The sequence below is a fragment of the Pseudonocardia broussonetiae genome (genome assembly GCF_013155125.1).
In the GTDB taxonomy this organism is placed as follows: domain Bacteria; phylum Actinomycetota; class Actinomycetes; order Mycobacteriales; family Pseudonocardiaceae; genus Pseudonocardia; species Pseudonocardia broussonetiae.
On record NZ_CP053564.1, the window covers coordinates 3,036,721 to 3,056,755 of the forward strand.

The window sequence follows — 20,035 nt, forward strand, 5'->3', positions numbered from 1 at the left end:
GCGGTCGTCATCAGCAGAACAGTCCGTAGAGGGCGGCCCCGGCGCGCGCGGTGACCGCGTCGGGCACGGCGTCGTCGGTGAACAGGTCGGTGAGCGTCCGCAGCAGCCGTTCGGTGTCGTCGCGGCGCCCGTGCGGGGGCCCGCCCGCGTTGAGCGTCAGGATCCGCCGCTCCTCGGTGGCCCACTTGCGCTTGTAGCCGACCAGGCCGGGCTGGTCGAGGTCGGACAGCCCCCAGTCCAGGTGCGCGAGACCGCGCCCGTGCGCCCAGCGCAGGGCCGCCCAGTGCACGGCGTCGTTGGGGCGCAGGGGGAGCGACGCGGCCTCCGACGCCCCGAACTTGTAGTAGACGGTGTCCTGCCACACGAGGTGGACCGCTCCCGCGACGGGCCGCCCGTCCACCAGCGCGAGCGTGGTGCGGATCCCGTCGAGGGGGGCGAAGGCGCCCCAGATCGCGTCCAGGAAACCCCGGGGCTGGGCGAGCAGCCGGTACTTGTGCTTGCGCAGCGCGACGTGCAGGTCGTGGTAGGCGTGGACGGCGTCGAGCCCGTCGTCGACCACGACCTCCACGCCCGAGCGGCCGGCCGTGGCGATGTTGCGGCGGGTCTGGGAGCGGAACCGCGCGTGCAGGTCGTCGAGCGGGCCGGCGAGCGGCGTGCGGTGCCAGGCGGCCTCGCCGGTGCGGGTCAGCCGCGGGTCGTCGGCGGCGGGGGAGCCGTCGAGGCAGCGCAGCGTGAACGGGAGGTCACCCGCCAGGGCGTCGCCGGACACGGCGGCCCAGGCGGCGGCGTCGCCGACGAGGGGGTCGGCCCTGTCGCAGAACGGCAGGGCGAGGCGGCGCCGCCCGCGCAGGTCGTCGACGTCGACCCAGGCGAGCCCGGCCCGCGGCACCCCCGCGTCGTCGACGGCGACGGCCGCGACCGGCTCGAAGCCGTACGTCGCGCAGACGGCGCCGATCCACGGCGGTGAGGTGAACAGGCCGCCGTGGGGCCCGGCGGCCAGCGCCGCCCAGAGGGGGTCGGTGCGCGGGTCGACGCGCAGGATCGCCGGCGCGGCGGTCGGGGCGGCGCTCATCCGACCAGCTCGAACGCCGGGGGGTCCGCGCGGTGCACGGTGGTGCCCATCGATGCCAGGAGGTCCTCGGCGGTCACCGATCCGGCCTCGCGGCGCGTGGCGAGCCCGCGCCGCACCAGCTCGTCGGCCAGCTCGCCCTGGTGGTCGTCGCCCGCCTCACCGAGGGCGGCGGACCGGGTGACCAGCACCGGGTGCCGGCCCGCGGCCAGCGAGGCCAGCGCGGAGCCCGTCCCGGCGTGGCTGACGACGACGTGCGCGGCCGCCAGCGCGGCGCCGAGGTCGGCGGCGGGCAGGAACGGCACGGGCGTGATCGGGAGCCCGTCGGTGGGGGTGCAGCCGGTCTGCCAGAGCACCTCGACGGGCCGCCCCGTCGCCGACTCCAGCGCTCCGCCCGGGCCCAGCACCGGGACCAGGCCCTCGATCAGCCGCGCGAAGGGGAACTCGGCCGCGGTGCCGACGGTGACGACGACGCGCAGGACGCCGGTCGCGGCGGGGACCGCGGGCTCGGCCCGGAAGCTGTCGAAGACGCTGCCCGCGAACCCCCACCGCGGGCCGGCCCAGTGCGGGTACTGGGTGTAGCGGTGGATCCGGGGCACCCGCTGCAGCACCGTCCCGGTCGCCGAAGGGGCGGCGACGCGGGCCGCGCTCTCGATGTAGTGGCACGCCACGCCCCGCGCGGCGAGGTAGGGGAGGTACCCCAGCGCGATCCCGGAGCCCGTCGACACCACCCGCGTGACGCCGCGCCGCCGCCACAGGCGGTGGGCGGTGGGGACGCAGCGCACGACGTCGGGGACGTTGCGGACGCGGACGTAGGGCACGTACTCGACGTCGCGGTCGCGCAGCAGCGACCGGCTCTGCTCGTTGGCGTGGGTCACCCACAGCTCGTCGCCGTCGGGCGCGATGCGCCCGGCGAGCCCGGCGAGCTGCTCGAGGTGACCGCCGGTGGTGGCGAGGAACAGGGTGGTCACCGCGCACCGTCCCCGCCGAGCATCGACGGCACCGTCGCGAGCAGGATCCGCGCGTCGAGCGCGAGGTTCCGGGTGCGCACGTACTCGACGTCCATCCGGAGCATGTCGAGCGTGCCGACGGTGCTGCGGCCGTTGACCTGCCAGAGGCCGGTGAGCCCGGGCCGCACGCTGAAGCGGTCGGCGTACTCGGCGGGGAACATGGTGGCCTCCCACGGCAGGCACGGCCGCGGCCCCACCAGTGACATGTCCCCGCGCAGCACGTTGACCAGCTGCGGGAGCTCGTCGAAGCTCGTGCGGCGGAGCAGGCGCCCGGTCCGGGTGACGCGCGGGTCGGCGTCGATCTTCCAGCTGCCCTCCGAGGAGGTGTCCTCGCCGCGCAGCTCGGCCGAGATCAGGTCGCGCAGCGCGGTGTCGTCCCCGCCGACCCGCATCGACCGGAACTTGTAGACGGTGAAGGTGCGACGCCCGGCGCCCACCCGCGGCTGCCGGAACAGCGCGGGCCCGGGGCTGTCGAGCCGGATCGACAGCACGATGGCCAGCAGGAGCGGGGCGAGCACGACGAGGGCGACCGCGGCCAGGAGGACGTCGGCCCCCCGCCGGATCCCGCTCTCCCACGCCGTCGACCGCGCGTCACCGGTGCGTCCGGACATCGACCCTCCCGCTGATGATCGCCAAGAAGAGGAACAGCAGTTCGCCGGTGCCGCGCAGGACCAGGTGGATGTCGATCACCGACAGCAGCAGGACCATCCACCACGCCGCCACGAGCGTCGCCGCGTACGCCCCGGTCACGTCCGTCCGCAGGGCCTGCTCCCGCGACTCCCGCAGGACGACGACCGACAGCCAGGCGAACCCGGCGAGCAGCGGCAGCCCGCCGACCCAGAGCAGCTGCAGGTAGCCGTACTCGAGGTAGATGACCTCGCGCCACGTCTCGGGCGCCACCAGCACCGAGTCGGGGGAGACCCCGAGCACGAAGCTGCCGTCGGCGAGGCGGGGGAGGTAGAAGTTCGTGAGGTTGTCCCACCGGCCGAGCCAGCTGCGCGGCACGCCGAACCCGTCGCCGAACTGCGACAGCCGCTCCGCGAACGCCGGCAGCCCGGCGAGCACGGCGATCCCGGCGAGCGGGAGCAGGCGCACCGCGGTGCGGCGCAGCGGCGGGTTCTGGTGCAGCGCCACGACCCCGACCACGATCGCCGACGCCCACGTGGAGAACTGGCCCGCGGCCAGCACCCCCGCGGCCAGCAGCAGACCCAGGACGACCCGCTCGGTGCGGCCGATCAGTCCCCGGACCGTCAGCGCGGTCAGCAGGGCCAGCGCGAGCACGACGTAGTCGCCGGTCGCGATCGACGAGGCGAACGTCGTGGTGCCGCGCTCGGTGAGGTCGGCGGCGTCCCCGCCGTCGGCCCACAGCGTCCCGAGCGCGGCCAGCACGGGCGGGAAGCCCGCCGTCTGGAGCACGGCGATCGTCGCCACCGCGGCCGCGGGCCACAGGACGACCCGCCCGAGCCGCAGCAGCTCCCGGTCGGTCCGCACGGTGAGCCGCACGAGCAGCAGCAGCGCGGCCAGCTTGCAGATCGGCAGCAGCGCCATCAGGTCCGAGCCGGCGGGCACCACCCCGCGCAGCAGCATCGACACGACCGGCCACAGCGTGGACAGCAGCACGAACACGAGGATCGGCACGTCGAGCGGGCCCGGGCGCAACCCGCTGCGCCCGCCCCGCAGCAGCCGGACGTAGCCGCCGAGCAGCGCGCCGGCCAGGACGAGCACCAGCACGGCCTCGTTGGGACGAACGACCGGGATGAGCTGGTCGCGCTCGATGCCCGACAGGAACGGCAGCGAGACCAGGTAGACGTGGACGGCGAGGGCGGGGCGCAGCGCGGTGACGACCAGCACCGCGGCTCCGGCCACGGCGGCCACCGCGAGCAGGCCCCCGACCGCCCCGGCGGCCCCGGCCACGATCGCCGCACCCAGCAGCGCCGCACCCAGCGGCAGGGCGGCCCGCAGCCGGGCCGGCGTCCCGGGCTCCCGCTGCGGAGCCAGCGGCGGCGCGCTCACCGCGCACCCGGCAGCCGGGTGCGGACCGCGGTCCACGCCAGCAGGAACAGCGCCACGGCCAGCAGCGCGAGCGGGGTCACGACGAGCACGTCGAGCAGCCGCCCGCCGTCGGCGGTGCCGGTGAGCACGGCGCCCGCGCCGATCACCGGCATGGCCGCGACCGCTCCGGCGGCGGTGGCGGCCGTCGCCGCCCGGTCGAGCACGGCCGCCGGGCGGATCGCGCGGCGCAGCAGCACCAGCACGATCGCGGCGGCGGCGGTGTCGGCGAGCAGGACCACCCCGCAGAGCGCGACGAGCCGGGGCGTGCCGGTGGGCACGAGCAGGCAGGCGGGGGCGAGCAGCACCGTGGCGACGAACACGACCGTCCCGGCCCGGCGCGGCCCGGACACGTCCAGCCGCGCGAACAGCGCCTGCCTGCCGATCTCGTGGACCCCGGCCGAGAGCTGCGCGACGCCGAGCACGGCGATGCACGCGGCCAGCGCGGCGACCAGCTCCGGGGTGCGCAGCTCACCGTTGGCGAGGAGGTCCGCGGCGGGACCGGAGAAGCCGACCAGCAGGAACAGCGCCGGCACCCCGGCCATGAGGACGTAGGAGAACGCCTGGCGCCACGACGACGCGTAGCGCCAGCGGTCGCCGGCCCTGGCCGCGGCGGACAGGCCCGGCAGCACGGCGGTGGTGATCGAACGGGCCCCGAGCGCCGCGGGGAGGCTGTAGACCGAGTAGGCCATCTGGAACACGAGCACCCCGCCGCGCACCGTCGCCGAGCAGGCCAGCAGGGCGTAGAAGGCCCCGGCGGGGAGGGCGGCCACCGCGACCGAGCTGCGCAGCCGGTCGGCGGTCCGGCGCGCCGCCGGGTCGGTCCGCCACCCGCGCACCGGGCGGACCGAGAGGCCGACGCGGGCGGCCCCGAACACCTGCACGGCCGCGTGCACCGCGACCGAGAGCGTGGCGCCGGCGCCGAGCAGCACGACGAGGCCGTCGGGCGCCTCGGCGACGTCGCGGCCCGAGCCGTGCAGGACGGCCGCGGCGACCATGGTCAGCATCAGCCCGACGTTCTCCAGCGCGGGGGCCGCGGCTGCGAGCGCGAACCGCTCCCGGGCCTGCTGCGCCGCCGCGCCCAGCGCGGCCACGGTGTAGAGCACGACCTGGGGGGCGACGAGCACGAGCAGCGTCGTGGTCAGGCGCTGCGCCTGCTCGCGCTCCGCGCCCGCGGACACGCCGAGGGTCAGCGACCAGGCCAGCGCCGGCGAGACGAGCACGAGCAGGAGCGCCAGCGCGGTCGCGATCAGGACCAGCCGGGTGCTGAGGCGCCGGAGCAGCAGCGCGCTCTCCGCGACGCCCCGCTCGGCCAGCGACCCGACGACGGCGGGCACCACGACGAGCGCGAGCACCGGGCCCGCGACGACCGAGTAGGTCAGGCTCGGGACGGTGTTGGTGGCCAGGAAGGCGTTCGCGAGGAAGGTCGGCCCCAGCACGGCGCCGACGACGACCACCCGCAGCAGACCGGTGACCCGGCTGACCAGCGTCCAGACGGCGACGGTCGCCGAGCTCCTGGCGGTGGAGACCCGGCGCCGCCGGACGCGCTCAGGCGCGCCGGGAGTCCGGCGCAGTGTCGTGGTGATGACCGCTCCCCCCTGAGGGGCGGAACTGCCGCCGGACGACGAGGAGCAGGCCGAGCGCCGCGACGAGCAGGGCGGTGAGCGCGCCGGTCGCCGCGGTGACCAGCGGGCGGGGGCTGACGGGGTCGACGTCGGCGTAGGGCGGGACGAGGACGCGGGCGCCCGGCCCGGCGAGGTCGCTGATGTTCAGCTCGTCGAGCTGGCTGCGCAGCTGCTGCTCGCGGTCGACCAGCGGGGAGAGCTCGGCACCCAGCGCCGTGTCGGTCCGGGCGGCCTCGATCCGGTCGAGCACCGTGGCGAGCTCGGTCTCGAGGTAGCCGCGGACGTCCGAGCGCTCGTCGTTGTTGGACACCGCCAGGTACCGGGTCACGATCGCGTCGAGGATCCGTGTCGCGCGGTCCGGGTCGGCGTCGCGGAACTCGATGCTGATGACCTCGCTCTCCTCCAGCACCGTGGCCTGCAGGGACTCCGCGAGGTCCTCGACCGGCACGCCGGACCCGGCCGACACCGGGCCCAGCACCGTGCGGCTGGTCAGCAGGACGAGCTGGGTGCTGAGGTTGCGGTCCTCCCGCAGGAAACCGGTGGGCTGCTCGCGGGTCAGCAGGTAGAGCACGTCGGCGCGGGCCGCGTACTGCGTCGGCAGCAGCGTGCCGATGCCGAAGCCCGCCCCGGCCCCCGCGACGACGAGCAGCACGGCGAGCAGAGCCAGGGTCGTCCACGTGCGGCGCGACGGGCCTCCGCCCGCCGCCGCGGTGCGGGTGCCGGGGTCGTCGGTGACCATGGGTGGACGTCCGTTCGTCGAGGGGGCGGCCGCGAGGGCGATGGCCTCGGTGCGCTCCTCGACACCCGCGGACGGGAGCCGGTCGTAGGGGGGCACCGGTGTCACACCCCTGCCAGGACGGAGCAGACGCGGTCGACCTGCGCCGGCGCGATGCCCGGGAACAGCGGCAGCGAGAGGATCTCACCGGCCGCCCTCTCGGCCACCGGGCAGGGGTCGTCGGCGAACTCCGCGAACGCCGGCTGCAGGTGGCAGGGGACGGGGTAGTGCACGCCCCAGCCGATCCCGCCGGCGTCGAGCGCGGCGACGGCCGCCGCGCGGTCGGGCACCCGCACGACCGCGAGGTGGTGGACGGACTCGGCGAGCGGGTCCTGCGCGACGGGTGCGCACCAGTCGGGGAGCTGCTCCCGGTACCGCTCCACCGCCTCCACGCGACGGGCGTTGGCGGCGTCGAGGCCGCCGAGCTTGATGCCCAGCACCGCGGCCTGCAGGGTGTCGAGGCGGCTGTTGCGGCCCGACACGTCGTGGTGGTGGCGGCTGGTGGCGCTGCGTCCGTGGTCGGCCGTCCGCCGGATGCGGGCGACGAGCTCGGCGTCGTCCGAGACGACCGCCCCGCCGTCACCGAACGCGCCGAGGTTCTTGCCCGGGTAGAAGCTGAACGCGGCGGCGCGCCCCGCCCCGCCCGCGCGCCGGCCCGCGTACCGGGCGCCGTGGGCCTGGGCGGCGTCCTCGACGAGCGGGACGCCGTGGCGGTCGGTGACCGCGAGCAGCCCGTCGACGTCGGCCATCTGCCCGAACAGGTGCACGGCGACGACCGCGGCCGTGCGCGGCCCGATCGCCGCGGCGACCGCGTCGGGGTCGACGAGCAGCGTGTCGGGCCGGACGTCGACGAAGCGCGGGCGGGCCCCGACGGCCCGGACGGCCTCCGCCGTGGCGACGAACGTGTTGGCGGGGAGGACGACCTCGTCGCCCGGCCCGATCCCCAGCCCGTCGAGGACCAGTTCCAGCGCGTCGGTGCCGTTGGCGACGCCGACGCAGTGGTCGGTGCCGCAGTACGCGGCGAAGTCGTCCTCGAACGCGGCCACCTCCGGGCCGCCGACGAAGCGCCCGTGCCCCAGCACGGTCTTCCAGGCGACGTCGAGGGCGTCGCGCAGCGGTGCGTTGACCGCTCCCAGGTCGAGGAACGGGACGGGGGCGGGGCGCGTCACGAGAGCACCGGGGAGCGCTGCTCGACGATCACGGTGGCCGGCGCCGGCTCCGTGATCGCGACCGGGCCGTCGTCGACCGGGACGACCCCTCCGTCGAGCCGGGCGCGGTCGGTGGCGCTCAGGACCCGGACGATGTCGAGGCCGCGCCGCCCCGTCGTGGCGGGGGTGGCGCCGCTGCGCACGCAGTCGACGAAGTGCTGGTCCTGCACCCGCAGGGGCTCGTCGAACGGGATGAACGGCGAGGTGATGTCACCGGAGCGGTAGGTGACGGGCATCGCGTGGGCCGACGACGGGTCGTCGACCTCCGCGGGGTCGACGCCGATGTCGTAGATGCGGATGCGCTCGTTGTCGGACATGTCGTCGTAGACGACCATCTTGCGCTCGCCGACGACGGTGACGCGCCGGACCTTGTCGGGGTTCAGCCAGCTCACGTGGACGAACGCGTGGGCGTCGGAGCGCGGGAACTGCAGGCGCAGGTAGGCGACGTCCGCGTGGCGGTCGCCGATGTTGCACTGCGCCCAGACGCTCGTCGAGCTCGGCATCTCGTCGAGGAGGTAGGAGACGATGGAGATGTCGTGCGGCGCGAGGTCCCAGATGACGTTGACGTCGCGCTGGTAGCGCCCGAGGCTCAGCCGCGCGGTGTCGATGTAGAGCACGCGGCCCAGCGAGCCCGAGCGCACGATGTCGCGCAGCGTGCGGACGGCCGCGTTGTACTCGAAGGTGTGGCCGACCATCAGCGGGACGCCCCGCGACTCCGCCGTCTCGACGAGCAGCTCGGCCTCGGCGACCGACGTCGCGAGGGGCTTCTCGACGAGGGTCGGCTTGCCCGCCTCCAGCGCGACCAGCGCGACCAGCGTGTGCGCGGCGGGCGGCGTGGCCACGACCACCGCGTCGACGTCCTCGACGACGGCGTCGAGCGAGCCGGCGAGCCGGGCGGCCGGGTAGTGGTGCGCGGCTTCCGCCAGGCGGTCCTCGTTCCCGTCCACTACGGTCACGCTCACGTCGGCGAGGCTGCTCAGCACGCGGACGTGCTTGGAGCCCCAGTACCCGTACCCGACGACGGCGACGTTGGTCCGAGCGGCTGGCATCCTGCTCCGATCACTGGGAAGTCGGCACGGTCGGACGACCGGCGAGTTCAGCCGTAGATCGGACGGGTGACGCTCTCTGTTACCCCGATAGCGGAGCGTCCACGAAGGGAGGACAGAACTCCTCGTCGGAGCGACTGTGCGTGATCACCTGCGGGTTCTCGGGGGAGCATCCGGGTGTGCCGCTCCGAGCCGCGGCCGGCGTCGCGGTGGCCCTGTGCCTGGCCGTCGCGGTCCCGGTCCCCACGCCCCCCGCGCCCGTCGCCGCGTCCGCGGTCGTGGGTGCGCCCGTCCTCGGTGTGGCGGTGCTGCCTCCCGGAGCCCCGCTCCCGTCCGACGGGGACTGCGCCCGCTCGACCCGCCGCGACCCCTGGGAGCCGCGGCCGGAGAACACCGGGGCGAACCGCACGGTGCCGCCCGGGCCGGTCGCCTCGCGGGCCTGGGGCGGTCCCGCGGCCGAGGCGCTGCGCACCCGCGTCACCGGCCGCTTCACCGGCACGACCGACGAGATCATCCGCTGGGCCTCGTGCAAGTGGGGGTTCGACCCGGACGTCACGCGGGCCCAGGCGGTCCAGGAGTCCGGCTGGGTCCAGTCGGCGCGCGGCGACGGCGGCGTCAGCCTCGGCCTGCTCCAGATCAAGTCGACGGTGTGGACCGGCACCGCCCCCTGGTCGGCCACGAGCACCGCGTTCAACGTGGACTGGTCGCTGGGCCTGCGGCGGGCCTGCTACGAGGGCCAGCTCTCCCCGGCTCCGCAGGGCCGCGGGGACCTGTGGGGGTGCGTCGGCATGCACTACTCCGGGGGGTGGCGCGACGCGCCGGCGCTGGCCTACGTCGCCGGGGTGCAGGCGCACCTGGAGCGCCGCGCGTGGCGGGAGTGGCCGAGCGCGACGGGTTGGCCACCGGCGTGAGCGGGCACCGTGTTCAGCCGGTGGGGTGCGGGTAGTGGTCCCACGTCCGCAACCGGCCCCCGGTGAAGCCCAGCACCCAGGTGCTGGCCTTGCGGCTCGGCACGTCGTCGAGTCCGCTCAGGGCGCCGACGACGTCGGGGATCACACCGCCCTGGCTGCAGACCAGGCTGACGCCGGGCTGCGCGGCGATCTCGCGGAAGCGGGCGAGGCCGGCGGCGGGGTCGTCCCAGTAGCCCTCCTCGCCCAGGAGCGGCTCGTCGGCCACGGGGAGGCCGTGGGCCGCGGCGATCGGCGCGATGGTGTCGCGGCAGCGGATCGGCGGGGCGGAGGCGAGGCGGTCGGGGCCGAACAGGGGGAGCAGGGTCGCGAGCTGGCGGGCCTGCTCGCGGCCGGTGCCCGACAGCGGGCGGTCCTCGTCGGGGCCGTCCCACTGGTTGCGGCTGCCGGCCTTGGCGTGGCGCACCAGCACGACCACCGAGTCGGGCGGGCCGGTGTCGGCGAAGCGGGCGAGGACGTCGAGGTCGCGGCGGTAGGACAGCAGTGCGGCGGCGTCGTCGGGGGAGCACCAGCGCAGCTCGTCGGTCTCCGCGTTGGGCTCGAAGGCGCCCGAGCAGGCCTGCGCGGCCCAGTACCGCACGACCTTGGGGCCCTCGATGACGTCGTAGTGCACGTCGAGCAGGAGCGGTCCGAGCCGGGCGGCGAAGCCGGTCTCCTCCGCGGTCTCGCGGACGGCGGCGTGCGGCATCGACTCGCCGCGGTCGAGCTTGCCCTTGGGCAGCGACCAGTCGTCGTAGCGCGGGCGGTGCACCAGCGCCACCTCGGCACCGGACCCGGCGCGGCGCCAGAGGACGGCGCCGGCCGCGAGGATCGGCGTGCTCATTCCGACTCGGCCACCAGCGCGTGGCGCAGCATCATCTCGGCCTGGTGGTCGCGGACGGGGGAGACGCCGGAGTCGAGCGGCGGCGAGGGCTCCCAGCGCCCGTCGGCCTGCAGCGTCCAGCACCGCGTGGCCGGGTCCATGCAGCTGTCGATCATCTCGCCGAGCTGCGCGGCGAGCGCGGGGTCGGCGACGCGCAGCAGCACCTCGACGCGGCGGTCGAGGTTGCGGTGCATCATGTCGGCGCTGCCGAGCCAGTACTCGTCGGCGGAGCCGAAGTGGAAGACCCGGCTGTGCTCCAGGAACCGGCCCAGGATCGACCGCACGCTGATGTTCTCGCTGAGGCCCTCGCGGCCCGGACGCAGCGCGCAGATGCCGCGCACGACCACGTCGACGGGCACCCCCGCCTGCGACGCCCGGTACAGCGCGTCGATCACCTGCTCGTCGACCAGCGAGTTGACCTTGACCCGGACGCACGCGCCCGGCTGGCCCGCCCGGTGCGCCTCGATCTCGTCCTCGATGCGCCGCACGATGCCGCGCCGCACGCCGTAGGGCGCGACGAGCAGCGACCGGTAGGAGGTCTGGCGGGAGTAGCCGGTGAGGGAGTTGAACAGGTCGGTGAGGTCGGCGCCGATCGTCGGGTCGGCCGTGAGCACGCCGACGTCCTCGTAGAGCCGCGCGGTCTTGGGGTGGTAGTTCCCGGTGCCGATGTGGCAGTAGCGGCGGATCGACTCGCCCTCCTGGCGCACGACGAGCGAGGTCTTGCAGTGCGTCTTGAGCCCCACCAGCCCGTAGACGACGTGCACGCCCGCCTTCTCCAGCTCGCGCGCCCAGCGGATGTTGGCCTGCTCGTCGAACCGGGCCTTGATCTCCACCAGCGCGACAACCTGCTTGCCGGCGGCGGCGGCGTCGACCAGGGCGTCGACGATGGGGGAGTCGCCGGAGGTGCGGTAGAGCGTCTGCTTGATCGCGAGCACGTGCGGGTCGGCGGCGGCCTGCTCGATGAAGCGCTGCACCGACGTCGAGAACGAGTCGTAGGGGTGGTGCACCAGGACGTCGCCCTCGCGCAGGGTGGCGAAGATGCTGCGCGGGGTCTCCCGCTCGGCGAACGCCGGGTGCGTGGCGGGGACGAAGGGGTCGTCCTTGAGGTCGGGGCGGTCGACGCCGTGCACGGCCCACAGCGCGGTGAGGTCGAGCAGGCCCGGGACCGTGACGACGTCGCCGGGGTGCACGTCGAGCTCGCGCAGCAGCAGCTCCAGGACGTGCTCGCTCATGGTGTCGGTGACCTCGAGGCGCACCGGCGGGCCGAAGCGGCGCCGCGCGAGCTCGCGCTCGAGGGACTGCAGCAGGTCCTCGTCGCGGTCCTCCTCGACCTCGACGTCGGCGTTGCGGGTGACGCGGAACGCGTGCACCTCCGCGACCTCCATGCCGGTGAACAGGTCACCGAGGTGCGCGGAGATGAGGTCCTCGATCGGCAGGAACGTGATCGTGTCGTCCTCGGTGGCGACGTTGACCAGCCGCGGCACGTTGTTGGGCACCTTGACGCGCGCGAACCGCTCGGTGCGCCCTTCCGGGTCGCGCACGGTGACGGCGAGGTTGAGGGAGAGCCCGGAGATGTAGGGGAACGGGTGCGCCGGGTCGACGGCCAGCGGCGTCAGCACCGGGAAGACCTGCGCGGAGAAGTAGGCCGACAGCCGCACGCGCTGGTCGTGGGACAGGTCGCTCCAGCGCAGGATGTTGATGCCCTGCTGGGCGAGCTCGGGGCGGACGTGGTCGAGGAACACCCGCGCGTGCGCCTCGGCGATCGCCTGCGTGCGCGCGGCGATGCGGGTGAGCTGCGCGGTGGGGGACAGGCCGTCGGCGCTGCGGACGGCGAGGCCGGTGTCGTCGCGGCGCTTCAGCCCGGCCACGCGGACCATGTAGAACTCGTCGAGGTTGCTCGCGAAGATCGCCAGGAACTTGGCCCGCTCCAGCAGCGGCTGGCTGGTGTCCTCGGCCAGGGCCAGCACGCGGGCGTTGAAGTCGAGCCAGGACAGCTCGCGGTTGAGGTACCGGTCGTCGGGCAGGCCCGAGCCGGGCACGGGCGTGCGCGCGGGCGGGCTGACGGGCACCGCGGCGCCCGCGGTGTCGGTGCGGGCCCCGGTGGCCGCGGCCGTCGGGCCCGGCTGGTCGAGGATCTCGAGCCCGGCGTCGACGGTGGCGGTGCTCAGCGGCCGCGCGGCCGCGTGCACCCGGCGGGTCGACGGGCGCGGGGCCCGCTTCGACGCGCTGTCCCGGGCCTTGCGACGACCGCCCGGCGTCGGTTCGGGCCCTGCTGAACCGTTCACGTCTGCACCCACACGGGCCATTGTTGCCCACTGGTGTCCCTCCCGTCTCATCCCGAGGGTGTCCACCAGGTGAACCGGGGCGTAACGCGAGGTGCGTCACCCCCGATCGGGTGGGGTGACCTCCGCTCCCCGGTACGGCACGGTCCAGGCGCTGCGCGCCGTCGCCGCGCTGCTCGTCGTCGGCGCCCACCTCGGGGGGCCGACCGGCTTCGAGGACAAGCTCTTCGGCTCCCCGGTGCTGCTGGGCTGGACCGAGCACGTGGGGCCGATGGGCGTCGACCTCTTCTTCGTGGTGAGCGGCTTCATCATGGCCGTGACCACGCGGAACGTGGCCTCCGGCCTGCAGCCCGCCTCGGCGTTCCTGCTGCGGCGGGTCACGCGGATCTACCCCTGCTACGTGCTGGTCACCGCGGCGGTCCTGGCCGTCTTCCTCTGGCGGCCGGACCTGGTGAACTCCAGCGAGGACGTCCGCCCCGACGTCCTGGCGTCGTTCCTGCTGCTGCCGCAGGCGGGGCTGCCGCTGCTGCTCGTGGGCTGGACGCTGGTCTACGAGATGCTCTTCTACGTCGTCCTCGGGGCGACGCTGCTGGTGCGCCGCTCGTGGCTGTGGTGGGCGCTCGGGACGTGGGTGGCGCTGATCGTCGTCCTGGCGCCGCTGGAGCAGGCGTCGTCGAACCTGTGGGTCGGGCTGCTGCTGGGCCCGCGCAACCTCGAGTTCGTGCTGGGCGTGGGCCTCGCGGCGCTGGTGCTCGCCGGCCGGATCACGGCGCCGCGGCTGCTGTGCCCGCTGGCGGTGGCGCTGCTGGTGGTCGCGGCCGCGCTGGGGCCCGTCGACGGGCCGGTCGAGGGCTGGCTGCGCCTGGCCGCCGTCGGGCTGCCGACGACGCTGCTGGTGTACGGCGTCGTCGGCGGCGAGCTGCGGCACGGGTGGCGGGCGCCGCGGTCGCTCGTGGCGGCCGGGGACGCGTCCTACTCGCTGTACCTCGTGCACGTGCCGGTGCTCAAGGTCGTCGGCATCGCGCTGGGTCTGGTGGTCGCCGAGGTCGTGCTGCCGGTGCGCCTGCTGCTGCTCGTGCTGGTCGCGGCCGTCGCCGTGGCCGGCGGGATGCTGTTCTACCGGTGGGTCGAGGCGCCGCTGATCACCCTGGTGCACGACCGGGCGCCGCGCCCGCGCCGCGCCCCGGCGCCGGTCGTGCCGGCGCCGCGGACGGGGGCGCACCGGCCGGAGCGGGTCGCGCTGCGCTCCTCAGGGGTGCGCGCAGGGCGCCAGGACGCCGCGGGTGCGCCCGCCCAGGCCGAGCAGGCCCGCCGCGGCCAAGTCGGCGGGGGTGTCGACGTCCCGGCGCAGGCCCGGCCACTCACCGACCAGCGGAACCGCGCCTGACGCGGCGTGGTCGGCGGCCGAGCCGACGCCGAACCGCGGGTCGAGGTCGACGCCCGCGGCGGCGGTGAGCAGCGCGGTGCCGGTGCCGTCGGCGTCGGCGACGAACGCGCGGGCGAACCCCGTGGCGGCGGCGAGGGCGGCGTCGAGCTCCTCGGGACGCAGGGCGGGGAGGTCGGCCTGCAGCGCGGCGACCGGGACCCCGGGGCGGCGGGCCCGCAGGACGGCGGCGCCGTGGGAGTAGGCGGCGTTCAGGCCGGGCTCGGGACCGTCCGGGACGACCTCGACGCCCGCGGCGGTGAGCTCGAGGGTCACCACCGGGTCGGAGCTGACGACGAGCAGCCGGTGCACGAGGCGCGCGGCGCGGGCGGCGGCGACGGTGTCGTGGGCCAGCGCGAGGGCGAGGCGGGCGTGCGCGGCGGGGTCGTCACCGGCGGCGCCGCGCAGCCGGGTCTTCGCCTCGACCAGCCGCTTGACCGGCACCACCAGATCCACGGGGTCCATCGTCGCAGGCTGCGGGGCGGGGGCTCACGGAGCCCGACTCGGGCGCAGCGAGAGCCCGACTCGCGGGAGGAGAGGGAGGGGACGGTCAGTAGGCGCCGCGGCCGCCGAGGACGGCGCGGGCGGTGCCGGCGACGATGTGCATCTCGAGGCCGAGGGTCCACTCGTCGACGTAGCGCAGGTCCAGGGCGATCGACTCGTCCCAGGAGAGGTCGCTGCGGCCGCTGACCTGCCACAGGCCGGTCATGCCCGGGCGGACCGAGAGGCGGCGGCGCTCGCGGGCGGTGTAGGTCTCGGCCTCCTGCGGGAGCGGGGGGCGCGGGCCGATCAGCGACATCGAGCCGTTGAGCACGTTGAACAGCTGGGGCAGCTCGTCGATCGAGTAGCGGCGCAGGACGCTGCCGACCCGGGTGATGCGGGGGTCGCGGCGCATCTTGAACAGCGGGCCGGCGCCCTCGTCGTCGGCGGCGAGCAGGGCGCGGTGCTTCTCGGCGTCGACGACCATCGAGCGGAACTTGACCATGCGGAACGCGCGGCCGTCGCGGCCGATGCGGGTCTGCAGGAAGAACACGGGGCCGCCGTCGAGCTTCACGGCGAGGGCGACGACCAGGAGCACCGGCGCGACGAGCAGCAGGAGCAGGGCGGTGGCCGTGACGTCGACCACGACCTTCGCGACCCCGACGAACCCGCGCACCGCGCGGCCGGGGACCAGGGGGGCGTCGACCGGAGCCGGGGCGGGGTTCTCCACGAGCCGCAGCGTCGGAACGATCCGCGCGGGCTCGCGCAGGTCGGTAACCCTGTTCAGGGGGTGCACCGTGGCGGTCTGCACTGCGGCCGTCATCACTGTCCTTCTCTTCACCGGGTACTGCCGTAACTGGTCCTCACAACCAGAGACGTGCCGCGCCGGGGGAGGTTGCGTCGGGTTCGGGAAAAGATCTCCACGATCGGGTCGGGTGGACCGGCGGGCCGGTCACCGGGGACACTTCCGGCAGGTTGTGGTGCCCGGCGTGAGGAGTGCATGGGGTGAGGCGTGAGAAGCGCGGCTTCTGGATCGCGTTCTGCGCGGTCTTCTTCTACCCGATCGGCTGGCTCACGGGTCGCAGCCGCTACGAGGGCCGCGAGCACATCCCGGCGCACGGCGGTGCTCTCCTGGTCGCCAACCACATCTCGCACCTCGACCCGATCTTCTCGGGGCTGATCGTCGAGCGCTCCGGGCGCGTGCCGCGGTTCCTGGCCAAGCACAGCCTGTGGAAGGTGCCCGTGCTCGGGCAGGCGCTGGCCGGCAGCGGGCAGATCCCGGTCTACCGCGAGTCGGCCGACGCCCAGCAGAGCCTGCGCGAGGGCACCGCGGCGCTGCAGGAGGGCAAGGTCGTCATCATCTACCCGGAGGGGACGATCACCCGCGACCCGCAGACCTGGCCGATGCACGCGCGCACCGGCGTCGCGCGCCTGGCGCTGACGGCCGACGTGCCGGTCGTGCCGATGGTCCACTGGGGCACCCACCGCGTCCTCGACGGCTACAACAAGAAGTTCCGGCCGCTGCCGCGCGGGCCGATCGTGGTGCGCTGCGGCGAGCCCGTCGACCTGTCGGACTACCGGGGGAAGCCGATCGACGCGGCGCTGCTGCGGGAGGTCACCGACCTGCTGATGGGGCGGGTGCGCGACCTGCTCGCCGAGGTGCGCGGGGAACCGGCGCCCACCGCGTTCTTCCGGAGGGCCTCGTGAGCGGGCAGGTCCGGCGCGTCGCCGTGCTGGGCGGCGGCTCGTGGGGCACGGCGTTCGCGAAGGTGCTGGCCGACTCCGGGCGCGAGGTCCGCCTGTGGGCGCGCCGGCCCGAGGTCGCGGCGGCGGTCAACGAGCGGCACACCAACCCCGACTACCTGCCCGGCATCGAGCTCCCCGGGCTGCTCTCGGCCACGACCAACGCCGCGGCCGCGCTCGACGGCGTCGACGCGGTGGTGCTCGCCGTGCCCTCGCAGACCCTGCGCTCCAACCTCGACGGCTGGCGGCACCTGCTGCCCCCCGGCGTCACGCTCGTCAGCCTGGCGAAGGGGGTGGAGCTGGGCACGCTCAAGCGGATGAGCGAGGTGGTCGTCGAGGTCGCGGGCGTCACGCCCGACCAGGTGGCCGTGGTGTCCGGCCCGAACCTGGCGCGCGAGATCGCCGCGGAGGAGCCGACCGCCACGGTCATCGCGTGCGCCGACCACGACCGCGCCGTCGCCCTGCAGCACGCCTGCACCACCGGCTACTTCCGCGCCTACACCAACACCGACGTCGTGGGGTGCGAGGTCGGCGGGGCGGGCAAGAACGTCATCGCGCTGGCCACCGGCATGGCGGCGGGCATGGGCTTCGGCGACAACACCCGCGCGTCGCTGATCACGCGCGGGCTGGCCGAGACCGCGCGCCTGGGCGTCGCGCTGGGGGCCGACCCGATCACGTTCGCCGGGCTCGCCGGGCTGGGCGACCTCGTCGCCACCTGCTCGTCGCCGCTGTCGCGCAACCGGACGTTCGGGGAGCGGCTGGGGCGCGGGGAGTCGCTCGCGCAGGCCGAGGAGGCCAACCACGGGCAGGTCGCGGAGGGCGTGAAGTCGTGCACGTCGATCTGCGAGCTGGGCCTGCGCCACGGGGTGGAGCTGCCGATCGCCGACGCCGTGCGCCGCGTGTGCCACGAGGGCCTGTCGGCGGCGGAGATGGGCAAGGAGCTGATCAGCCGGGCGCCGCGTCCGGAGTGACCCGTGAGTGGCAACGAGTGCCAGGGCACTCGTTGCCACTCACGACCGTAGGGTGCGGGGCGTGAGCGGCGACGGGACGCGGTGCGTGCACGGCGGACACCCACCCGGCGCGCCGGGGGACCCCCTGCACCCCGGACCAGTGCTGTCGTCCACCTTCGACCTCGGTGCCGACGAGCCGCTGCCCACCGACTTCTACGGCCGGGCGGGCAATCCGACGTGGCGGGCGCTGGAGTCGGCCATCGGCGACCTCGACGGCGGCGAGTGCGTCCTGTTCTCCTCCGGCATGGCCGCGATCGGGGCCGTCCTGCGCCTCACCGGCCGCGACGGCGCGCTGGTCCTGCCCTCGGACGGCTACTACCTCGCCCGCGCGCTGGCCCACGGCGAGCTCGCGCCGCTCGGCGTGCCGGTGCGGGAGGTGCCCACCACGGGCCCCTTCGACGGGCTGGCGGGCGCCGCGCTCGTGCTGGTGGAGACGCCCTCCAACCCGGGGCTCGACGTCGCCGACATCGCCGCCGCCGCGGCCGCCGCGCACGCGGTGGGGGCGCTGCTCGCCGTGGACAACACCACGGCCACGCCGCTGGGCCAGCGCCCGCTCGACCTCGGCGCCGACCTGGTCGTCGCCAGCGACACCAAGGCGCTCGCCGGGCACGGCGACGTCGTGCTCGGCCACGTCAGCACCCGCGACCCCGGCCTCGCCGCCTCGCTGCGGGAGGCCCGCTCGCGCGGCGGCGCCGTGCCGGGGCCGATGGAGGCCTGGCTCGCCCACCGCGGGCTCGGGACGCTCGACCTGCGGCTGGAGCGCCAGGCCGGCAACGCCCGCGCCGTCGTCGACGCGCTGCTCGGGCACCCGGCCGTCACCGACGTCCGGTGGCCGGGACACGTGGGCGACCCCGCCCACGCCGTCGCCGCCCGCCAGATGCGGCGGTGGAACGGGGTGCTGCGGTTCACCCTCGACTCCCAGCAGGCGGTGGGGCGGTTCCTCGCGGCGAGCCGGCTGGTCGGCTCGGCCACCAGCTTCGGCGGCCTGCGCAGCACGGCCGACCGGCGGGCGCGGTGGGGCGACGACGTGGCCCCGGGCCTGCTGCGGTTCTCGGCGGGGTGCGAGGACCCCGACGACCTGGTGGCGGACGTGGTGGCGGCGCTGGAGGCGGTCTGACGGTGCCGGTGGCGGCCGGGGCGTGCCGAACGGGGTAGCGCTGGTCACTCCTTCCGGCCGAAACGTTCCGGGCCGTCCGGCCGACCTGATCAGTGATCGCTCCCCGGCCCCGGAGGTCCGCCATGCCCACCGCACCCCGCGTGCACCTCGTGATCGGCACGCGGCCGGAGGCGGTGAAGATGGCGCCCCTGGCGCTCGCGCTGCGCCGGGCGGGGGTGCTGGAGCCGGTGCTCGTCGCCACCGGCCAGCACCCGACGATGGTGGCGCAGGCGCTGGAGGCGTTCGGGCTGGCGCCCGACGTCGTCTGCGCGCTGCACCGGACGACGGGGGAGCAGGCGGAGCTCGTCGCGCAGCTGGTGCCCGCGCTCGACGCGGTGGTCGCCGAGGGGTCGGCGGCGGTGGTCGTGCAGGGCGACACCACGTCCGCCCTGGTGGGCGGCCTGGTGGCGATGTGGCGGCGGGTGCCGGTGGTGCACCTGGAGGCGGGCCTGCGCTCGGGCGACCTGGCCGCGCCGTTCCCGGAGGAGGCCAACCGCCGCCTGCTCGGGGTGTTCGCCGACCTGCACCTCGCGCCCACCCGGCGGGCCGCCGACGCGCTGCGCGCCGAGGCCGCGGCCGTCGGCGCGGGCACCGACCGGGTGCTGCTCGTCGGCAACACCGTCGTCGACGCCGTGCTGGAGGTGGCGGCGTCGGTGATCGCCGCCGACGCCCCGGCGCCGCAGGACCCGCGCCTGGCGGCCGTGCACGAGGCCGTCACCGCGGGGCGCTCGCGCCTGCTGCTGGTCACCGCGCACCGCCGCGAGTCGTGGGGCGCGCCGCTGGACCGGGTGCTGGCCGCGACCCGCCAGGTCGTCGACGCCCACCCCGACCTCGTCTGCGTGCTCCCCGCGCACGCCAACCCGGCCGTGCGCGCCCAGGTCGACGCCGCGCTCGGCGACCACCCGCGCGTCGTCGTCACCGACCCGCTGCCCTACCCGGAGCTCTGCCGCCTGCTGGCCCGCGCCGCGCTCGTGCTCAGCGACTCCGGCGGCATCCAGGAGGAGGCGCCCTCGTTCGGGGTGCCGGTGGTGGTGCTGCGCGAGGTCACCGAGCGGATGGAGGCCGTCGACGTCGGCTGGGCGCAGCTCGTCGGCACCGACACCGCCCGGATCGTCGCGGCGGCCAAGGGCGTCCTCGACGGCGACCGCACCGTCCCGCGCACGGGCAACCCGTTCGGGGACGGCCGCGCCGCGCGGCGCAGCGCCGACGCCCTGGCCTGGCTGCTCGGCCTCGGCGACCGTCCCGCGGACTTCGCGGTGGATCACGCTGGGTGACCATTCGGTCGCGAAACACTAGGCCGATCGGTGTAACGTCTCGTACTTCCGTGAC

At 75.6% G+C, this 20,035-nt stretch carries 16 protein-coding genes and 2 pseudogenes; 6 read left to right on the top strand and 12 right to left on the bottom strand.

Annotation, left to right across the window (positions count from 1 at the left end; genetic code table 11):
* Positions 1 to 10: 10 nt before the first annotated feature.
* From HOP40_RS15190 to HOP40_RS15225, 8 genes are all read right to left on the bottom strand, one after another.
* Positions 11 to 1,072: a GNAT family N-acetyltransferase gene (locus HOP40_RS15190; protein WP_172159075.1), complete on the bottom strand. Its 1,062-nt coding sequence runs from the start codon at positions 1,070 to 1,072 to the stop codon at positions 11 to 13.
* Entirely contained in the window at positions 1,069 to 2,040 is a 972-nt protein-coding gene (locus tag HOP40_RS15195; RefSeq protein WP_240157686.1) for a glycosyltransferase, read from the bottom strand. Before HOP40_RS15195 ends, HOP40_RS15190 begins: the two co-directional genes overlap by 4 nt.
* Positions 2,037 to 2,690: a sugar transferase gene (locus HOP40_RS15200; protein ID WP_172159077.1), complete on the bottom strand. Its 654-nt coding sequence runs from the start codon at positions 2,688 to 2,690 to the stop codon at positions 2,037 to 2,039. The genes HOP40_RS15195 and HOP40_RS15200 overlap by 4 nt, the downstream gene beginning before the upstream one ends.
* Positions 2,671 to 4,092 (bottom strand): hypothetical protein, encoded by a 1,422-nt coding sequence (locus HOP40_RS15205; RefSeq protein WP_172159080.1) that lies wholly within the window; start codon positions 4,090 to 4,092, stop codon positions 2,671 to 2,673. Before HOP40_RS15205 ends, HOP40_RS15200 begins: the two co-directional genes overlap by 20 nt.
* On the bottom strand, positions 4,089 to 5,585 hold the full coding sequence (locus HOP40_RS15210) for a lipid II flippase MurJ (protein WP_172159082.1): 1,497 nt from the start codon (positions 5,583 to 5,585) through the stop codon (positions 4,089 to 4,091). Before HOP40_RS15210 ends, HOP40_RS15205 begins: the two co-directional genes overlap by 4 nt.
* 91 nt (positions 5,586 to 5,676) lie before the next feature.
* Positions 5,677 to 6,588 carry a GumC domain-containing protein gene (locus HOP40_RS15215; RefSeq protein ID WP_172159085.1) on the bottom strand — a complete coding sequence of 304 codons (912 nt, stop codon included), beginning with the start codon at positions 6,586 to 6,588 and terminating at the stop codon, positions 5,677 to 5,679.
* Between the two features lie 5 nt (positions 6,589 to 6,593).
* The gene (locus HOP40_RS15220) at positions 6,594 to 7,697 is read right to left on the bottom strand and encodes a DegT/DnrJ/EryC1/StrS family aminotransferase (RefSeq protein ID WP_172159087.1); all 1,104 of its coding nucleotides are present in this window, start codon (positions 7,695 to 7,697) and stop codon (positions 6,594 to 6,596) included.
* A complete protein-coding gene (locus HOP40_RS15225; protein ID WP_172159090.1) occupies positions 7,694 to 8,785 on the bottom strand; it encodes a Gfo/Idh/MocA family protein in 1,092 nt (363 codons plus the stop codon). The genes HOP40_RS15220 and HOP40_RS15225 overlap by 4 nt, the downstream gene beginning before the upstream one ends.
* 176 nt (positions 8,786 to 8,961) lie before the next feature.
* Between HOP40_RS15225 and HOP40_RS15230 the strand changes: the two genes are divergently transcribed.
* Positions 8,962 to 9,693: a hypothetical protein gene (locus HOP40_RS15230; RefSeq protein WP_172159092.1), complete on the top strand. Its 732-nt coding sequence runs from the start codon at positions 8,962 to 8,964 to the stop codon at positions 9,691 to 9,693.
* A gap of 13 nt (positions 9,694 to 9,706) precedes the next feature.
* Here HOP40_RS15230 and HOP40_RS15235 read toward each other — a convergent pair whose 3' ends face one another.
* Positions 9,707 to 10,573, bottom strand: coding sequence for an NUDIX hydrolase (locus tag HOP40_RS15235; protein WP_172159095.1), 867 nt, complete (start codon positions 10,571 to 10,573; stop codon positions 9,707 to 9,709).
* A complete protein-coding gene (locus HOP40_RS15240; RefSeq protein WP_420821807.1) occupies positions 10,570 to 12,918 on the bottom strand; it encodes an RNA degradosome polyphosphate kinase in 2,349 nt (782 codons plus the stop codon). The genes HOP40_RS15235 and HOP40_RS15240 overlap by 4 nt, the downstream gene beginning before the upstream one ends.
* 94 nt (positions 12,919 to 13,012) lie before the next feature.
* On the opposite strand from HOP40_RS15240, the pseudogene HOP40_RS35900 reads away from it, so the two are divergent.
* Positions 13,013 to 13,945: pseudogene (locus HOP40_RS35900) on the top strand (acyltransferase family protein); the annotation flags it as partial.
* Positions 13,946 to 14,143: 198 nt separating this feature from the next.
* Here the strand turns inward: HOP40_RS35900 and cofC are convergent.
* Positions 14,144 to 14,782 carry a 2-phospho-L-lactate guanylyltransferase gene (cofC, locus tag HOP40_RS15245; protein ID WP_172159097.1) on the bottom strand — a complete coding sequence of 213 codons (639 nt, stop codon included), beginning with the start codon at positions 14,780 to 14,782 and terminating at the stop codon, positions 14,144 to 14,146.
* Positions 14,783 to 14,867: 85 nt separating this feature from the next.
* Positions 14,868 to 15,455, bottom strand: a pseudogene (locus HOP40_RS15250) (sugar transferase); the annotation flags it as partial.
* 347 nt (positions 15,456 to 15,802) lie between these two features.
* On the opposite strand from HOP40_RS15250, the gene HOP40_RS15255 reads away from it, so the two are divergent.
* The 4 genes from HOP40_RS15255 to wecB all read left to right on the top strand — a co-directional run bounded on the left by HOP40_RS15255 (position 15,803) and on the right by wecB (position 19,980).
* Complete coding sequence (locus tag HOP40_RS15255; protein ID WP_172159102.1) at positions 15,803 to 16,504, top strand: lysophospholipid acyltransferase family protein; 702 nt, start codon at positions 15,803 to 15,805, stop codon at positions 16,502 to 16,504.
* A complete protein-coding gene (locus HOP40_RS15260; RefSeq protein WP_172159105.1) occupies positions 16,501 to 17,511 on the top strand; it encodes an NAD(P)H-dependent glycerol-3-phosphate dehydrogenase in 1,011 nt (336 codons plus the stop codon). The genes HOP40_RS15255 and HOP40_RS15260 overlap by 4 nt, the downstream gene beginning before the upstream one ends.
* Before the next feature lie 61 nt (positions 17,512 to 17,572).
* On the top strand, positions 17,573 to 18,667 hold the full coding sequence (locus tag HOP40_RS15265) for a cystathionine gamma-lyase (RefSeq protein ID WP_172159108.1): 1,095 nt from the start codon (positions 17,573 to 17,575) through the stop codon (positions 18,665 to 18,667).
* A 122-nt stretch (positions 18,668 to 18,789) separates the two neighbouring features.
* The gene (gene wecB / locus HOP40_RS15270) at positions 18,790 to 19,980 is read left to right on the top strand and encodes a non-hydrolyzing UDP-N-acetylglucosamine 2-epimerase (RefSeq protein WP_172159110.1); all 1,191 of its coding nucleotides are present in this window, start codon (positions 18,790 to 18,792) and stop codon (positions 19,978 to 19,980) included.
* Positions 19,981 to 20,035 lie beyond the last annotated feature (55 nt).

Bases quoted from the DNA above. Each gene is read 5' to 3' on its own strand.
- HOP40_RS15190 (WP_172159075.1), bottom strand. From the start codon at position 1,072: ATGAGCGCCGCCCCGACCGCCGCGCCGGCGATCCTGCGCGTCGACCCG.
- HOP40_RS15200 (WP_172159077.1), bottom strand. From the start codon at position 2,690: ATGTCCGGACGCACCGGTGACGCGCGGTCGACGGCGTGGGAGAGCGGG.
- HOP40_RS15225 (WP_172159090.1), bottom strand. From the start codon at position 8,785: ATGCCAGCCGCTCGGACCAACGTCGCCGTCGTCGGGTACGGGTACTGG.
- HOP40_RS15235 (WP_172159095.1), bottom strand. From the start codon at position 10,573: ATGAGCACGCCGATCCTCGCGGCCGGCGCCGTCCTCTGGCGCCGCGCC.
- HOP40_RS15240 (WP_420821807.1), bottom strand. From the start codon at position 12,918: ATGGCCCGTGTGGGTGCAGACGTGAACGGTTCAGCAGGGCCCGAACCG.
- cofC (WP_172159097.1), bottom strand. From the start codon at position 14,782: ATGGACCCCGTGGATCTGGTGGTGCCGGTCAAGCGGCTGGTCGAGGCG.
- wecB (WP_172159110.1), top strand. From the start codon at position 18,790: ATGCCCACCGCACCCCGCGTGCACCTCGTGATCGGCACGCGGCCGGAG.